Source organism: Halomonas llamarensis, from assembly GCF_023555005.1.
GTDB classification, from domain to species: domain Bacteria; phylum Pseudomonadota; class Gammaproteobacteria; order Pseudomonadales; family Halomonadaceae; genus Vreelandella; species Vreelandella llamarensis.
In genome coordinates this window covers 1-15,163 of sequence record NZ_JAMJPJ010000046.1, presented here as the reverse complement: position 1 = coordinate 15,163, position 15,163 = coordinate 1, and the positions used below count along the sequence as shown (strand labels likewise).

16 protein-coding genes are annotated in these 15,163 nt (G+C 56.0%); 5 read left to right on the top strand and 11 right to left on the bottom strand.

Features of this window, described 5'->3' with window-relative positions; genetic code table 11:
• Positions 1–271 precede the first annotated feature (271 nt).
• Both M8006_RS16815 and fabV read right to left on the bottom strand, forming a co-directional pair.
• Positions 272–481, bottom strand: coding sequence for a hypothetical protein (locus M8006_RS16815; RefSeq protein ID WP_250084253.1), 210 nt, complete (start codon positions 479–481; stop codon positions 272–274).
• Between the two features lie 43 nt (positions 482–524).
• The gene (fabV, locus tag M8006_RS16810) at positions 525–1,721 is read right to left on the bottom strand and encodes an enoyl-ACP reductase FabV (RefSeq protein WP_250084251.1); all 1,197 of its coding nucleotides are present in this window, start codon (positions 1,719–1,721) and stop codon (positions 525–527) included.
• A gap of 171 nt (positions 1,722–1,892) precedes the next feature.
• On the opposite strand from fabV, the gene M8006_RS16805 reads away from it, so the two are divergent.
• Positions 1,893–2,282, top strand: coding sequence for a DUF7079 family protein (locus tag M8006_RS16805; protein ID WP_250084248.1), 390 nt, complete (start codon positions 1,893–1,895; stop codon positions 2,280–2,282).
• A gap of 8 nt (positions 2,283–2,290) precedes the next feature.
• On the opposite strand, the gene M8006_RS16800 is transcribed toward M8006_RS16805, so the two are convergent.
• On the bottom strand, positions 2,291–2,776 hold the full coding sequence (locus M8006_RS16800; protein WP_250084246.1) for a glutathione peroxidase: 486 nt from the start codon (positions 2,774–2,776) through the stop codon (positions 2,291–2,293).
• An 83-nt stretch (positions 2,777–2,859) separates the two neighbouring features.
• Entirely contained in the window at positions 2,860–3,477 is a 618-nt protein-coding gene (locus M8006_RS16795) for a LysE family translocator (RefSeq protein WP_250084244.1), read from the bottom strand.
• A 138-nt stretch (positions 3,478–3,615) separates the two neighbouring features.
• Between M8006_RS16795 and M8006_RS16790 the strand changes: the two genes are divergently transcribed.
• Positions 3,616–4,344 (top strand): YebC/PmpR family DNA-binding transcriptional regulator, encoded by a 729-nt coding sequence (locus M8006_RS16790; protein ID WP_250084241.1) that lies wholly within the window; start codon positions 3,616–3,618, stop codon positions 4,342–4,344.
• A 49-nt stretch (positions 4,345–4,393) separates the two neighbouring features.
• Here the strand turns inward: M8006_RS16790 and M8006_RS16785 are convergent, their stop codons facing one another.
• The 6 genes from M8006_RS16785 to ybaK form a co-directional block, all read right to left on the bottom strand.
• A complete protein-coding gene (locus M8006_RS16785) occupies positions 4,394–4,951 on the bottom strand; it encodes an NUDIX hydrolase (protein WP_250084239.1) in 558 nt (185 codons plus the stop codon).
• Between the two features lie 127 nt (positions 4,952–5,078).
• Positions 5,079–6,086, bottom strand: coding sequence for a zinc-dependent alcohol dehydrogenase family protein (locus M8006_RS16780; RefSeq protein WP_250084237.1), 1,008 nt, complete (start codon positions 6,084–6,086; stop codon positions 5,079–5,081).
• A gap of 49 nt (positions 6,087–6,135) precedes the next feature.
• Positions 6,136–8,040: an ABC transporter ATP-binding protein gene (locus M8006_RS16775; RefSeq protein WP_250084236.1), complete on the bottom strand. Its 1,905-nt coding sequence runs from the start codon at positions 8,038–8,040 to the stop codon at positions 6,136–6,138.
• A 33-nt stretch (positions 8,041–8,073) separates the two neighbouring features.
• Positions 8,074–8,943, bottom strand: coding sequence for a PA4780 family RIO1-like protein kinase (locus M8006_RS16770; RefSeq protein WP_250084233.1), 870 nt, complete (start codon positions 8,941–8,943; stop codon positions 8,074–8,076).
• A 9-nt stretch (positions 8,944–8,952) separates the two neighbouring features.
• On the bottom strand, positions 8,953–10,350 hold the full coding sequence (dbpA, locus tag M8006_RS16765; protein ID WP_250084231.1) for an ATP-dependent RNA helicase DbpA: 1,398 nt from the start codon (positions 10,348–10,350) through the stop codon (positions 8,953–8,955).
• A 101-nt stretch (positions 10,351–10,451) separates the two neighbouring features.
• Entirely contained in the window at positions 10,452–10,919 is a 468-nt protein-coding gene (gene ybaK, locus M8006_RS16760) for a Cys-tRNA(Pro) deacylase (RefSeq protein WP_250084229.1), read from the bottom strand.
• A gap of 246 nt (positions 10,920–11,165) precedes the next feature.
• Between ybaK and M8006_RS16755 the strand changes: the two genes are divergently transcribed.
• The gene (locus M8006_RS16755) at positions 11,166–12,575 is read left to right on the top strand and encodes a PhoH family protein (protein WP_250084227.1); all 1,410 of its coding nucleotides are present in this window, start codon (positions 11,166–11,168) and stop codon (positions 12,573–12,575) included.
• Positions 12,576–12,660: 85 nt separating this feature from the next.
• On the opposite strand, the gene nosR is transcribed toward M8006_RS16755, so the two are convergent.
• Positions 12,661–13,998 (bottom strand): response regulator c-di-GMP phosphodiesterase, NosR family, encoded by a 1,338-nt coding sequence (gene nosR / locus M8006_RS16750; protein WP_250084226.1) that lies wholly within the window; start codon positions 13,996–13,998, stop codon positions 12,661–12,663.
• Between the two features lie 198 nt (positions 13,999–14,196).
• Here nosR and M8006_RS16745 point away from each other — a divergent pair, with 198 nt between their 5' ends.
• On the top strand, positions 14,197–14,490 hold the full coding sequence (locus M8006_RS16745) for a hypothetical protein (protein ID WP_250084224.1): 294 nt from the start codon (positions 14,197–14,199) through the stop codon (positions 14,488–14,490).
• Positions 14,491–14,552: 62 nt separating this feature from the next.
• The gene (locus tag M8006_RS16740; protein WP_250084222.1) at positions 14,553–15,095 is read left to right on the top strand and encodes a hypothetical protein; all 543 of its coding nucleotides are present in this window, start codon (positions 14,553–14,555) and stop codon (positions 15,093–15,095) included.
• The last annotated feature ends 68 nt before the right edge of the window (positions 15,096–15,163 follow it).

Sequence of the window (15,163 nt, the reverse complement as noted above, 5' to 3'; positions counted from 1 at the left end):
AGTGTTCATCCGTGAGCATTTGTCGGGGCATCGCAAGCTCGCAGTTTGTTGGCGTGAGAACCTCTATTCTGCGAGCTTGCCCCTATCCTGCCAAATCATCTTCGATCAAACGTCAACACGCCCTAGGTTAACCGTTTTCGGCAATGGGACAAAAATTATCCATTGCGCTACGCGAGGCATCGCGAAAAGCGTAAGGGACGTGACGTAAAGTAAAGAGAAGAAACAAAATAGACCGGGCAATGACCCGGCCTCAATGTATGATTAGCGAAGGTTAATCGGCCACGCCAAATAGCAGCAGTGCCACGACTAAAATGCCGACACCAATGATGATAAGCGGCAATAATTTGTGCATACCTCCCGCTGGTTTTTTTGCCTCAGGTTGGCGCTGCGGTTCGGAGTTTTCTGCAAAGTGCTCAGGATCCTGCACATCCATCACATGCTCTTTTTCTTCTTCTGGGGTCTTGCTTTCCTTGGTATCCATAAGGTACCTACCGATGTCGGGTGAAGCGTCACACACGTTGCTCTCACAACTGGATGACATCGAGCTCCACGACCGGGTTCACATCCGCGTCGTAATCGACATCGTCACGCTCGAAGCCAAACAGTTTCAAGAACTCGTGCTTATACCCAGCATAGTCGGTAATGTCGAAGAGGTTGTCGGTAGTGACCTCCGACCAGAGATCTTTGCACGCCTGCTGCACGTCATCACGCAATTCCCAATCGTCCAAACGCACGCGGCCAACGTCGTCGGTGCTGGCGTCGTCACCGTAAAGTTTTTCGTCGAACAGGCGATTAAGCTGATCAATTGTGCCTTCGTGCAGGCCTTTTTCTTTCATAATGCGGTATACCATGGCGATATACAGCGGCATCACAGGGATTGCGGCACTTGCCTGGGTAACGACCGATTTAAGCACCGCCACGTTCGCACTACCGCCGCGTTCTTTAAGCGACTTGTCGATCTCATCGGCCGCGCGATCAAGATCTTCCTTGGCTTTGCCCAACGCACCGTGCCAGTAAATCGGCCAGGTGATTTCAGTGCCGATGTAGCTAAACGCTACACTCCGCGCACCTTTGGCCAAAACGCCCGCTTTATCGAGAGCGTCCATCCACAGTTCCCAGTCTTCGCCACCCATGACCGCGATGGTGTCATCAATTTCCTGCTGAGTTGCAGGTTCGACTTCGGTTTCGGTGATGGCATCTTTATTGGTATCGATCGCCGTGGCGCGGTAGGTCTCGCCAATAGGCTTGAGGCTTGAGCGCTTCACCTCGCCGCTGTCGGGTAGCTTACGCACGGGCGAGGCCAAGGAGTAAACCACCAGATCGACTTCACCCATGTCCTGCTTGATCAGCTCGATGGCTTTTTCCCGCGCCTCACGTGAAAACGCGTCGCCATTGATCGACTTGCTGTAAAGCCCTTCTTCTTTGGCGAACTTGTCAAATGCCGCGCTGTTGTACCAACCGGCGGTTCCCGGCTTTTTCTCGCTAGCCGACTTTTCAAAAAAGATCCCCAGGGTATCGGCGCCGTAACCAAATGCAGCGGTAATGCGTGCCGCTAAGCCGTAGCCGCTCGAGGCGCCAATGACGAGCACTTTTTTCGGCCCGGCGCTTTTATCCAGCCCCCGCGCCCGCGTCGCTTCAATTTGCTCGCGAACGTTCTGCTCACAGCCTTTTGGGTGAGTAGTGGTACAAATAAAACCGCGTACTTTAGGTTTAATAATCACATCGAACCTCATTATCGGGAGTTGCCGTTAAGCGCTAAAATAAACAATGGTCATATTCTAGCCGCCAACGCCGTCGCTGTCCGCCCCTGCGGGGTGGCTAAGCGGTTTCTGGTTGAGGTGGCTAGACATTCACGGCAGGATAACGGGCAAAATACGGGCGGGAGACAAAGTATGAACGCACAACAGTTGGTCGATGAACGCGGGGATTTATGGTTGGCGCTAGCGCCGTTGTGGCTCGACCGTGAACCCAGCGAGCGTGACTTTGCCGATATGGTCGAAGAAATTCAGCGCCATGACATGACACTGAAAGAGCTTGAGTGGATGTTTCGCTTAGAGCTTGCTCCGGTGATGTCGCGTCATCAACTTTCGATCGCCAGCGAGTGGCGTGAATACGACGATCATAAATTGATGAAGCAGTTGGTCAGCCACAACCTGCGCTTAACTGGCTGGCGGCGTAAAAGCTGGGCGCTGTTCTCTGGTTTGACGACGATGATGGTGCGCCACCGCTGGCACGAGTTAATGCAGCGCGTGCTTGTCGCCCGTGGCGAACGCCCTTTTTGAGCTAACGATTATTCAGTATCGAGCGCACGCTCCAGCTCGATTTTTAGCTCTGCGCCATGCGCTTTGGGCCCAAAGCGCGCAATAGCATGGCCATCCCGCCCGACGAGAAATTTGGTGAAATTCCACTTGATCGTTTTCGTTCCCATCACGCCTGGTGCTTCGCGTTTTAGCTGGGCAAATAGCGGGTGGGCATCGCGCCCGTTAACCTTCACTTTTTCCATTAACGGGAACTCGACGCTAAACTCGTGCTTAGCAAACGCGGAAAATGTTTCGGCGTTTTCTGGCGTTTGGCGCCCAAATTGATTACAGGGGAACCCCAGCACCGTAAAGCCGCGATCACGATAGCGTTGATAGAGCGCTTCTAGTTCTTTTAGCTGCGGAGTAAAGCCGCACTGGCTCGCCACATTGACCACTAAAAGCACTTGGCCCTGAAGTGCGCCTAGGTTGAACCGCTGCCCATCGTGGGTATAACAGACGTAATCGTAGATGCTCATAGTAAGCCCGTTATGGCTACAAATATACGTATTACTTTGCCATGTCTACGAAATTCACACCAGCCTTGGAAACCCCCATTTTGCTAGGCAAGCGGCCCCAATACGACTCTCAATGCAAGCGCAAGGAGCATCACCCCGGTAGCGCGGTTGATCCAATGCGCGCGCTGTTGCAACCACGGCAATACCCGCGAGTGCGAGAGCAAAAGCGCGACCAGTACATACCAGGTTCCATCAATCACCATAGCCGTCAACACGATGATGGCCTTTGCCATCACGCTCATTTCCGGCGAGACAAATTGACTGAGTAGCGCGACGAAAAACAGAATGAGTTTGGGGTTACCCAGCGCCACCAACACGCCTTCCCGCGCTGCTTGGGGGCCAGTGGTGAGCACAGCATTGGCTTGAACCACCCCGGCGCTTCCCGCCCGCAACGCTTTAATCCCGAGCCATGCAAGGTATGCCGCCCCGCCCCAGGTCAACAGCTGAAACAAAAGCGGAAAACGCGCCATCAGCGCCCCCAAACCCAGCACGGTAAGTAACGCATAAAACCCCACACCTAAGGCATGGAAAAGGCTGGCCGTTACCCCAGGCACGCGCCCTCCCCCCAGCGTATGGCGCAACACCAGCGCCAAGCTAGGCCCCGGCGACATCGCGCCCATGGCGCAAATAGCGACTAATGATAGCCATAACGAAAACGGCATGATGTTCCTCCTTGAGCGTTAGTCAACCGCCCCATTGTAGCGCAAAGCGTAGCCTTCTAACGGCGCAATAACGCTGTTAGGCAGCGGGCTTGTCGAGTAAAATCAGCGCCCACGATGCCAACAATACAGGAGTGCACGATGGGCAGGGCTTTCCAGAACCGTAAAGAATCCATGGCCAAAACGGCTGATGCAAAAACGAAGGTTTACAGCAAATATGGGCGCGAAATTTACGTCTGCGCCAAAGCCGGCGGCACCGACCCTAACAGCAATCTGGCGCTGCGCGGCCTAATTGAGCGCGCCAAGAAAGATCAGGTGCCTTCGCACGTGATCGACAAAGCCCTGGATAAAGCCAGCGGCGCCGGTGGCGAAGATTTCTCCATCGCCCGCTATGAAGGGTTTGGCCCCGGCAACGCGATGGTGATTGTTGAGTGCTTAACCGACAACCCTAACCGTACCTTTGGCGATGTGCGCGGCTGTTTTACCAAAACCAAAAGCAAAATCGGCACACCCGGCAGCGTCAGCCATATGTTTGACCACTGCGCGATTTTTGCCTTTGCCGGTGACGACGAAGAAGCCGTGCTCGAAGCGCTGATGGAAGCGGATGTCGATGTCACCGACATCGAACACGCAGACGGCCACATTACGGTATTTGCCCCACACACCGATTACGCCAAAGCCAAACAGGCGTTGTGGGATAGCTTTGGTGAGATCGACTTTGAAGCCGACGAGATCCAGTTTCTCCCCCAAACCACCACAGCGGTGGAAGGTGACGACGTTGCCGCCTTCGAGAAACTCTTGGGTATGCTCAACGACCTCGACGACGTGCAAAACGTCTACCACAGCGGCGAGTTGCCAGAAAGCGACTAGGCGCGTTCAGGCATCTCGGCCGAGGTAGTAAACCAGGCAAGTCGCCAAATCAAGCGCCAACGGCGACGCGGGAAGATGACAACAGAGCACTGGCGACGCGCTCCAGCACCAGTGTTTCGCGTTGAATCGAGAGCCCCATACTCGCAGGGCGGCGCTTAATAACACCGCGGTTATGGTTCAGCGCTTCCTCCAAGGTTACCCAGGCGGCGGCCATGCCGTTGGCGGCCTCATAATCTTCTAACCGCGCCTCGCCTAGCGTGTTGCCAATATGGCAGGTAAACCAGTGCGAGGTTTGAAACATCACATCCCATGGCTTTTTCCACGTAGGGGTGTATTCGGTGACATAGCCAAAGTGCGAGACGACCTTGATGTCATTGGCGCCGGTTTCTTCAAAAAGCTCACGGTGTAAGCCGTTTTCGGGGGTTTCTCCGGCATCTATGCCGCCACCAGGAAAACTAAAGTCATCGTAGCGCTCGGTGTACAGCAGCAAAATCTTATCATCGCGGGTGACGATGGCACGCGCGGCTTCGCGCTCCAACACATTTAAGCCTTCAGGGGTGAGCGTTTGCGGCAGGCTGTCATGAATGAGGTGAGCAATTTTTTTCATCTAATTCTCAAGAGTAATAACTTTCAGGGGTAATAACGTATACAGGTAACAACGTATAATGGCGGCCATTTTAACCAAATGGCCGCCCGGTTTCAGTCAATCATCGAAAGATCGCTCGCCTACCGCATCAGAACGTTAGGCAAATCTTACCAAAGTGCTTGCCGGATTCCTGATGGCGAAACGCGTCGGCAATGTCGTTTAAGGCAAATTCTCGGTCAATAATCGGATGCAGGCCATTGGCGTCGATGGCGCGCACCATCTCGATCTGGTCGCGGCGGCTACCGACAATCAAACCTTGCAGTTTCGCCTGTTTGGCCATCAGCTTCGCGGTGGGAATCTCGCCTTCGCGACCGGTCAGAATGCCAATCAGGGCAATATGGCCGCCGATTTTCACCGCATCCACTGATTGCGGCAGGGTACCAGCTCCGCCGACTTCAACCACATGGTCCACCCCTTCGCCGCCGGTCAGTGCTTTGACCTCTTTCCCCCAGGCGGGCGTGGTTTTGTAGTTGATTACGTGCTCGGCGCCCATCGCTTTTAGCCGTTCGAGTTTGGCATCAGACGACGACGTTGCGATCACACGGGCACCCATCATCTTGGCAAACTGCAAGGCGAAAATAGACACGCCCCCGGTGCCGAGTACCAGCACCGTATCGCCGGCTTTAAGGCCGCCATCGACCACCAATGCACGCCAGGCGGTGAGCCCCGCGGTGGTCAACGTGGCGGATTCGGCGTGGCGGTAGCCCTGCGGCTGATGGGTAAACGATGTCACCGGCGCGACGACTTGCTCGCGAGCATAGCCCTCAATACCATCGCCTGGCGTGGTGCGAAAGTCGCCTACCCGTGCGGGGCCTTCCTGACAACCGGGGAAGAAAGTGGACACCACGTGGTCGCCCACGGCGAATTCGCTTACGCCCTCCCCCACGGCGTCGACGACGCCCGCGCCGTCGGACATGGGAATGCGACCATCGTCAGTGGGGATCATCCCCGCGACCACGGCGTAGTCGTGGAAATTAAGCGAGCTGGCGTGAAGGCGCACGCGGATTTCGCCCGGCCCTGGCTCACCGGGGGCGTCTAACGCCACCACGTTGAGGTTGTCGAGCCCGCCCGGCGCTTTCAGCTGAATCGCTTGCATCGCTATCTCCTCATCGAAACGTGTCGCTTGCATACTGATTGTTGGCTTATTACTGAGCATTGGGGCGATCCGCGTTGACGTCAAGGCCAATAAAACCACCCGACTGGCGCTGCCACAGGCGCGCGTAAATGCCGCCCTTCGCCAACAGCTCCTGGTGAGTGCCACTTTCCACCATGCGCCCTTCGTCCACCACGATCAGCCGATCCAGCATGGCGATGGTGGAGAGCCGGTGCGCGATGGCGATTACCGTTTTGCCTTCCATCAGCGTTTCCAACTGCTCCTGAATCGCGGCTTCCACTTCGGAATCCAGCGCCGATGTGGCTTCATCCAGCACCAGAATCGGGGCATTTTTGAGCAGCACGCGGGCAATCGCGATGCGCTGGCGTTGGCCACCTGAGAGCTTCACGCCGCGCTCGCCCACGTGGGCGTCTAGGCCGCGGCGCCCTTGTGTGTCAACCAGGTCGTGAATGAAGGTATCGGCATGGGCGCGCTCAACGGCTTCCCAGATAGCGTCATCGCTGGCATGGGGGCTGCCGTAGCGGATGTTATCGCGCAGCGAACGGTGCAGCAGCGAGGTATCTTGCGTCACCATGCCAATTTGGTGGCGCAGCGATGTTTGGCTCACCTCGGCAATGTTTTGCCCGTCGATGGTGATGCGCCCGCCCTGAATGTCGTAAAAACGCAGCAGCAGATTGGCGAGCGTGGATTTTCCCGCGCCGGAGCGGCCAATCAACCCGACCTTCTCGTTCGGCGCGATGGTCAAATCGAGCCCGTCGAAAACGGTTTTATACTCGGTTTTAAACCCGCCCACCGCTTGCGGGTAGCCAAAGCGCAGTGCTTCAAAGTGAATTTCGCCACGTGGCACACTAAGGGCAGGGGCGTTTGGCGCGTCACACACGGTGGGCGCTTGGGCAATGGTATTCATGCCGTCCTGCACGGTGCCGATGTTCTCGAAAAGCCCGGCGACCTCCCAGAGTATCCAGTCGGACATAAAGCGCACCCGCATCACCAAGGCGATGGCAATCGCCAGCACCCCCAGCGAGATCGCGTCAACATACCAAGTGGTGATCGCCATCGCGGCCATGCCCACCAATAACAGCGTATTTAACAGCGTCATGCAGATACTCAACACCGTTACCAGGCGCATTTGGCGATGCACGGTGGCCATGAAGCCCTGCATGGCGTCTTTGGCGTAATCGAGCTCGCGACGGGTATCGGCAAAGAGTTTAATCGTCTGAATATTGCTGTAGCTGTCGACCACGCGCCCGGTCATCTGCGCCCGCGCATCCGCCTGAGCCATGGAGACATCCCTAAGCTTAGGGACAAAAAAGCGCATGATGCCCAAATACCCCACCAGCCAGATGGCCAGCGGCAGCGTCAGCCAGGGGTCGGCTTGGGCCAGCAAAAAGGCGGCGCCAGTAAAATAGATGATGGCGTACACCATCAAATCCATTACTTTGGTAACCGTTTCGCGGATAGCGAGCGCCGTTTGCATTACCTTTTGCGACACACGCCCGGCAAACTCGTCCTGATAAAATGCCAAGCTCTGGCTGAGCATGTGGCGGTGCGACAGCCAGCGGCCAATCATCGGGTAGTTGCCAAAAATGCTTTGGTGGGTGACCAGCGACTGAACGAGCACCAGCAGCGGCAGCCCCACTAATACCGCAGCACCGACGCCGATCAGCCAAGCACCGTGTTCGGCCCAAAAGTTGGCCCGCTCGACATGACCCAGCCAGTCCACCAGTTCGCCTATATAGCGAAAGAACACCACTTCAGCGGCGGAAACCAGCGCGGTGAGCAGCGACATCACCAACAGCCACGGCCATACCGGGCGCGAAAAGTGCCAGATAAAGGGAAAAAGCCCCTTGGGCGGGGTGGCTACGTCGCCTTCGGGATAGGGGCCAGTACGCGATTCAAAGTAGCGAAATAACGGCTGAAGCCAGCGCGTCAGCATAGCGGCTCCTTAGAGGGTAAAACGCAGGGGATATCACCCGTAGGGGATGTCGTCGTCATCATCGTCGCGCATCCGCGCCTGACGCTCGTCCTCTTCTTCTTTGGCATCGTCGATCACTTCCATCAGTTCATCGACGTTGGCGATATGGGTGTCAAAGTCAAAGTCGCCGGTCAGTTGGCTATCCGGGTGCAGTTCGCCCGCTTCATAAAGCGCCCACATCTCTTTGCCGTAGTGGGTGTTCAAAAGCTCAGGCGCAAAGCGGCCGAAATACGCGCGCATATTGTTCACATCGCGCTCAAGCATCGCTGCGGCACTGTTATTACCAGCGGCGTCAACGGCCTGGGGAAGATCGATAATCACCGGGCCATCGGCATCCACCAGCACGTTGAATTCCGACAAATCGCCGTGAATCAAGCCAGCACACAGCATGCGCACCACGTCTTGAATCACTTTGGCGTGGTAGCGAAGCGCCTGTTCATGGGGCAAGTTCACTTCGTCCAAACGCGGGGCCACGTTGCCGTCGGTGTCGGTGATCATTTCCATCAGCAGCACACCATCCACAAAGCCGTGGGGTTCGGGTACCCGAACGCCTGCCCCGGCCAGCCGATAAAGCGCGTCGACTTCGGCATTTAGCCACGCCTGCTCCTGCTCTTTTTGGCCGTAACGGGTTTTCTTTGCCATGGCGCGAGCACGGCGGGTGTTGCGCTCTTTGCGCCCCTCTTGGTATTGCGCCGCTTGTTTAAAGCTGCGCTGCTTGGCTTCTTTAAACACTTTGGCACAGCGTACGTCGTCGCCGCAGCGCACCACGTACACCTGCGCTTCTTTGCCGCTCATCAACTGCATGAGCACTTCGTCGATCATGCCATCGTCGACTAAAGGCTGTAATCGTTTGGGTATTTTCATCGCACACACTTAATAACGGACACGACGAACCTTGAAAGCTCGCCCTTTTAATTTATCGCGCTCAAGCTTGGCTTGAGCCGGTTGAATCGCGCTGCGCTCCACCGCCACATAGGCGCTACGGGCCAGCACTTTGATTTTACCCACCTGGTCGCCGCGCAAGCCGCCTTCACTGGTCAGCGCACCGAGAATATCCCCCGGGCGTAGCTTATCTTTTTTACCGCCCGCGAGTTGCAACGTGGCCATGGGCGGGTCAAACGGCGCGCTATTCGGGGCCTTGGGTAGCGCCTCGGTGGTCAGCGCCTCGCCCAAAACATCGGCTAACCGCTCCAGGCGGTAGGTGTCTTGAGGCGTCACCAACGTGCCGGCGGTACCGCTCGCCCCAGCCCGGCCGGTGCGACCCACGCGGTGCACGTGAACCTCAAGCTCTCGGGCAATTTGGTAATTGAACACCGCATCCAACTCGGCGATATCCAAGCCTCTCGCGGCAACATCGGTTGCGACCAAAATGGATGCGCTTTGGTTGGCAAACAGGACTAACACGCGGTCGCGGTCTTTTTGCTCTAAATCGCCGTTCAGCGCTAAGGCGCTAAACCCTGCGTCGACAAGCCCGTCGGCGACCGCTTGGGTTTCGCGTTTGGTGTTGCAAAACACCACGCTACTTGTCGGCCGTTTGGCTAGCAGCAGCGTTTTAAGCGCGGCAAAGCGTGCGTCCTCATTGGCCACGGCGTAGAAGTGTTGATCAATGGTGGTGGCATCGTGAGCCTCGGCCACTTTTACCGTCACCGGGTCGCGCATCACGCCGCGAGTCATCGAAGTCAAACCGCCGGATGCCTGCTCTTCAGAAAACGTGGCGCTAAAAAGAAGCGTCTGGCGCCTAGCGGGCGTGTCAGCGATGATCGCATCGATAGAGGCTTGAAAGCCCATATCGAGCATGCGATCCGCTTCATCGAGCACCAGCGTTGTCAGCGCGTTTAGCGCGAGCGAGCCTTTACGCAGATGTTCTTCAATACGCCCTGGCGTTCCCACCACGATATGCTCGCCGTGCTCCAAAGAGCCCAGCTGCGGGCCAAAAGGAGCACCGCCGCAGAGCGTGAGTATTTTTACATTGGCCATTCCACGAGCCAGGCGGCGGAGCTCCTCAGCCACCTGATCAGCAAGCTCCCGCGTGGGGCATAGCACCAGGCCTTGCACCGCGAAGCTCTCCACTTGCAATTTCGCTAGCAGTGCTAAACCAAACGCCGCGGTTTTACCCGAGCCGGTTTTCGCCTGCGCCAGCACATCGCGCCCGGCCAGCATCGGCGGCAGGCTTTGTGCCTGTACCAGGGTCATCGCGTGATAGCCAAGAGAGTCTAGGTTCGTCGCAAGCGCGTGAGGCAGCGCAAGCGATGCAAAAGAAGTGTCGGACACAGAAAATTCCTGAAGGGGCAAAGACGCCCAGCAAAACAAAAACAGCGCAACGCGCCTTTAACCGCGCACACTACCAGAAAGCCGCTTAGCCTGCGCGGCGATTACACGGCAATCGCGGCTAAGCACCCTTGCGTTAGTGCGACAAGATCGCCTGGAGCCAGTTCAATCTCTAGCCCACGGCGCCCGCCGCTGACGTATATCGTGGCATGGGGTTCGGCGGTGTCATCCACTACCGTTAGCAAGCGCTTTTTCTGCCCTAATGGGCTGACGCCACCCAACACGTAGCCCGTCGTGCGTTCCACTTCTGAAGGCTCTGCCATGGCGGCTTTTTTGGCCCCGGCGGCTTTGGCGATCTGCTTCAAGTTCAGCTGTGCTGTGACGGGCACAATCCCCACCGCCAATTGCTTGCCATCCAGCTTGACGACCAGGGTTTTGAATACCTGTTCAGCGGCAACGCCCAGTTTCTCCGCCGCCTCCAACCCGTAAGACTCGGCGGTGGCGTCGTGAGCATACTCATGTAGACGGAAGTCAATCCCGGCCTTTTTGGCCTGTTCAACCGCAGGTGTCATCGCTTAACTCGCTTGGTGACCATTGAGATGGGAGTGACATACGTCAGAAGTGACATATTACGTTGAAGAGCAATCCTGGCGAAATGATGTAAAGCACGCCATGCTAATTTTTAATACAGGCAAAAAAGGAGTCAAGTGAGTTCGCCGGGGAGCGACACGGCATCTGTCACGTTTTTGTCTGTCACATCGTTGTAAAACGTGCCTGCCAGTGTCGACGTTGCCGTCTACCAAGGAGTACTTCCAACGATGGTTCGACTCGAAAAAAAAGCCACACGGCTTTACGTGCTAGACACCAACGTTTTAATCCACGACCCCATGGCGCTTTATCACTTCGACGAGCACGATGTGGTAATCCCCATGACCGTTTTGGAGGAGTTGGATAAACACAAAAACGGCATTCGTGACATTGCCCGCACCGCTCGACAAGTTAGCCGCACCCTCTCGGATCTTACCCAACACGCGACCTTTGACGATATCCAACGCGGCATTCCCATCCCCCGCGCCAACGGCCATTCTGGTCGGCTGCGTTTTCTCTGTTACGACGACCTAAAACCGCTCGATAATTTGGAGGCTAGCCCCGATAACCGCTTACTCGCGGAAACCTGTCGGCTGCGCGCAGAGCGCCCCGACGCGTCGGTCATTTTGATCAGCAAAGATATCAACTTACGCGTCAAGGCCGCCGCGCTAAAAGTGCCGGTGGAGGACTATCTCAGCGACCGTGCTTTCGACGACAGCGAGGCCATGATCGAAGGCGCCCAGGTTTACGCCGACACCGACCAGCGCGGCACCTCGCTTTGGGAGTCACTTAACGTCGAGGTCAGCGTCGAGCGTGTCGAGCACCACACCTTTTATCAACTCAAAGGCAATATACCACGCGAATGGCACGTCGGCATGCTGGTTGCCGACAGCGAGAATGGTGCCGAATTTGAAGCCATTGTCCGCGAAATTGCGCCTTCATCAGCGCGTTTGCAACTTTTGACCAATTACCGCCAACACGACGGTGTTTGGGGCGTTCACGCCCACGACAGCCGACAGAACTTTACCCTTAACTTGCTAATGGATTCGGACATTGATCTCGTCACCATCGCCGGTAACGCGGGCACCGGCAAAACCTTTATGGCACTAGCAGCGGCATTTCAACAAACCCTCGATGCGAAACTCTTTGAACGTGTGGTGTTTACCCGCGCGCCGATTCCCATGGGCGAGGACATCGGCTTTCTCCCCGGCACCGAAGAAGAGAAGATGTCGCCGTGGATGGGCGCGTTTCACGACAACATGGACAACCTGTTGCGCAACGAGGAGGGCGAATCGAGTTGGGATAGCGGTGCCACACGGCAACTGATCGGCTCGCGTGTGCAGATTCGTGCTCCCAGCTTTATGCGCGGACGCACGTTGAACGATACCTTCTTAATCATCGATGAAGCACAAAACTTCACCCCCAAACAGCTAAAAGCGCTGATCAGTCGCGCCGGGCGTAATACCAAAATTGTGTGCCTGGGCAATGTCGGCCAGATTGATACGCCCTACTTAACCGCTAACACTTGCGGCATGGCGGCCGTGGTAGAGCGCTTTCGCGACTGGCCTCACGCTGGCCATATCACCCTGAAAAGCGTGGAGCGCTCACGGTTGGCGCTGGCTGCTGAAGAGCTTTTGTAGCAACACCACTCTCCATTTACACCCGATACCCCTTCCCACCGTTATCGGTAGCTTGCGGCGGGGAGGGTGCTTGCAGCGGGGAGTGTCAGGTTTCTGATTCGCCCTCAATAAGCGTCTCTTCACCGGGCATGCGCACCAGCAAGGTGTAACGGATCGGTTCGGTGCTCTCAAAGCTTATAAGCTTATCAATCAAGCCTTTGGTCAACTCGCGGCCTTCATTAAGCAGCAAGTGCCCGGCTTTGGAGTGTAAATCGCGCACCAGAATCATGCCCGGCTCCAACTTGTCGGTGCTAAGCGCCATCACAGAGGTATCGCTGATACCCATATCCGGGGCGTGCTCTTGCAAAAATGCCACCAGCTCGCGACTTAGCGCCGGGTCATAAACCCGGCCAGCGAGTTTCTCTAATAACTTAAGGGCATTATCACGGCTAACATGGCGATCCAGCATCAACCCACGCTGTAGCTCAATAAAATCGATGGCTAAGCGCAAAAGCCGTGCTCCCCACGGGATCGCTTCCTCTTTAAGGTGGTTTGGGAAGCCACTGCCGTTCCAACGCTCTTGATGGTGGCGAATCAACTTGGCTGCCCCATGCAAAGGTTCTAGCGCCATCAACAGCTCACCTGCGGCTTCAGGGTATTTCTGGTAGCGATCGCGATCATCGCCAAACATCTTTTCCGACGCAAGGCTAAGCAGATGGTCATCCCAGCTCAGCTTCCCCAGGTTATACAGCGAGGCAGCCATCAATAGGTCACGGTGTAGCCCCTCATCCACCGGGTGTACCTGCAAAAATGCCTTGATGACCTGTGTGACCTGGCTGCTGGTTTGATGCCGCTCCGGCAAGCGCATATTGATCAGCGATGAAAACACTTGCGTCGTCGTCACGTAGCTGTATTTGAGCGTCTCATAAGCGAGATCGAGCTGGTCCGCCACCTGAGTAAGCTCGGCCGTACGGGCGTCGACCCGCGCTTCCAACTCGCTGTTAAAGCGCTTGAGCTCCTCATTTTGCGTTTGGGTCAGCGCTTCTAGGCGTTGACGCTCATGCTCGCTCTCGTGAAAGGCAATCGCTTGGCGCAAGATGAAGCGCAAATCGTCATCGTTCCACGGTTTGGCGATGTAATGATAGATATGGCCATCGTTAATGGCGTGCGTCACTGCGTCTAAATCGTGATGACCGGTAAGCAGAATGCGGATGCAGCTGGGGTAACTAGCTTGTACGCGGCTCAAGAGCTCAGCGCCCTCCATGCCGGGCATTTTGCTGTCAGACACCACGACGTTAGCGGGCTCTTCGGCCAGTATCTCCAGTGCCTCTTCACCACTGCTCGCCGTCAACACTTGGTACGTCTCGTTTCGCAGTACACGCCGGAGAGCGCGCAATACATTGGGCTCATCATCAACGATCAATACGCTAGCAGGGTGAATCATTCGCTTGCCTCCTGCGGTCGCACGCTTTGGTAAAAATATTGCCGCTATGTTCGGTGACGATACTGTCGGAAAACGAAAACCCGATACCCGTATTTTCTACTTCAAACCACACGTGCCCCCCTCATGCCTGCTGCGCAGGTAAATCGTACCCTAGGCCTCCATCGCTGGAGCCGCATTGACTGATAAGCTTAGCACCACTTGGTTAATCTGCGACGGCAAGCACTCTACCTCGGGTCACTCGGTAAACGCTTTTACCACGTCAGCTTTGTATTTGATTTCGTTATTGACCAAGTTCAGCGTGATGTCGGTGCCACGATGAACATCGGCGTAAATAAATGCATCCTCTCCAATACGCGCACGCTTTTCGATGCCAAGAAAACCGCCACTCCCGCACCCAACCTTTCCTTGCTTGCACCTTGCCCTATCCCCATCGCCGCATTTGCAATGCCTGCTGAGAGCCTTTTTATCAGGCAATGGTTCGGACAGTTTTAAAGAAAGCCTGATGCTCAGATAATGGGGTCTCTGACAACATCACCACCCGAGCACAGGCTTTCATGGAAATAGTCAATACGGTCTTGCAGCAGATGTCCAGCCTCAACAAGCCTCAGCGGCGGTTTATCCTCGTCCTGTTGCCCTTGCTGATGTGCTTGAGAGGTCGTGTCAATTTCCGCAACCTCAGCCGTTACAGTGACTATCATGAGAAGACCTTTTCACGGTGGTATCGGCGTGATTTTGATTTTACCGAGTTCAACCGCCTGAGCTTACTGCCGCTCAATGAAGACACCGCCGTCACTCTTATCGCGGCCACAGACTGCAGTTTCATCCCGAAAAGCGGCCGACATACCGAGGGATTGGGTAAGTATTACAGCGGCGGCACAGGCAGAGCCGAAAAGGGGTTGGAAATATCAACGCTGGCCGTGGTGAACGTGACGGAAAATACGGCGTATCACCTGTCCACGCGACAAACGATGGATCGTCCCGAGCGTGAACAATCGCGTGTGGATGGCTATCTTCATCACCTCCAGCAAGACCGTGCGTCGAGATATAGTCGGATGTTGTGTATGGAGGACAGAAGGAAGGGTGGCGTATCCTGTTGATTGATCACGACCAAGATTTCAACCAACACAAATGGATACGCCATGACAGATTCTACCCTCCAAGCCAT